Here is a 1,082-nt window from a genome sequence, read left to right on the forward strand (position 1 = left end):
GATCCAGCCGGTAGGAAACGGTGTTGGGGTGCAGATGCAGGACCGCCGCACTCGCGCTGATCGAGAAGCCGTTGTGCGCGAAAGCCCGCGCAGCGGGTAACTCAGGGCTGCGCCCTTCGCCAGGGCGGCGGCAAGCCGCCGTATCGGGGCTGCGCCCCTCCGAGCGAAGTGCCGGACTGCGTCCGGGTGTTCTGGTCTGCGACCAGAACGGGTCCCTCTGCTGCGCGACGGGACCCCGCGGTATCTGATCTGGCGTTATGTGACTTGGCGTCTTGCCGGCGGGGTTTCAAGTGCTGTCAAGGATTGGCTGGCTACGGGGCTGGGGGGTGCTGGTTCGTGGGTCGGTGTCAGGTAATCCAGGCTGACGTCCCGTCAGTTGATCTCTGATCCTCGGGGTGTCGATTTGGATTATTCCTTGGGATCGAGGGGGTACCCGCTCGCGATCTTGGGCGGCCCGTACCCGGGTCGCCGGCGTCCGGCCGGCTTTTCAGTCGGCCGGACGGTGCGGGTCAGATGCGCCAGGATCGGATGCGGTCGGCGGTGTCGTATCCGTCGGCGCGTCCATGTACGCCGTGGCGAGGGCGGCGCCGTACAGGGCGTTGCGGGCCGGCAGCGGGCGCAGCCGGATGATGGCGTGCATCAGGGCTGCGGCGCGCCAGGCGTTGTCGACGGTGGCGCCGATCTGGGGGGTGTTGACGCGGTGGCGGGCCACGGCGGCCACGAGGTTGGAGAAGTCGTGGACCGAGGGCTACTTGGGCAGGACCTCGGCTTGGCGTTCCAGGAGCCAGCGGATGTCGATGTACAGGTCCACTCACGCCACCCGGTGGTCGGCGTGAGAATGACATGGCCTTTCGTCACTCACGCCAGCAACGGGTGAGCACCATCTGTCAGTGCCAATCGCGAGGTCGCTAAGCCTGCACCACTGACACTCAGATGATGATGTTCGACTGACACTCCCTGAGCTTGTTCCGCTTTGACGGACACCATTGGTGTGGTGGTCAGGCTGCGTGTGCTGTCTCATATTCGGCGGGGCTGCGGTAGCCGAGGCTGCTGTGCAGGCGGTGCAGGTTGTACCAGCTTTC

At 65.9% G+C, this 1,082-nt stretch carries 2 protein-coding genes; both read right to left on the reverse strand.

What is annotated here, in order from left to right:
• Positions 1-259, reverse strand: a 259-nt coding sequence (locus ABZ312_RS45140; RefSeq protein ID WP_500440236.1) for a helix-turn-helix domain-containing protein, incomplete at its 3' end; no start/stop codon positions are given.
• Positions 260-487: 228 nt separating this feature from the next.
• On the reverse strand, positions 488-712 hold the full coding sequence (locus ABZ312_RS45145) for a hypothetical protein (protein WP_500440235.1): 225 nt from the start codon (positions 710-712) through the stop codon (positions 488-490).
• Positions 713-1,082 lie beyond the last annotated feature (370 nt).

It is taken from the genome of Streptomyces sp. NPDC006207 (assembly GCF_040613835.1).
GTDB lineage: Bacteria > Actinomycetota > Actinomycetes > Streptomycetales > Streptomycetaceae > Actinacidiphila.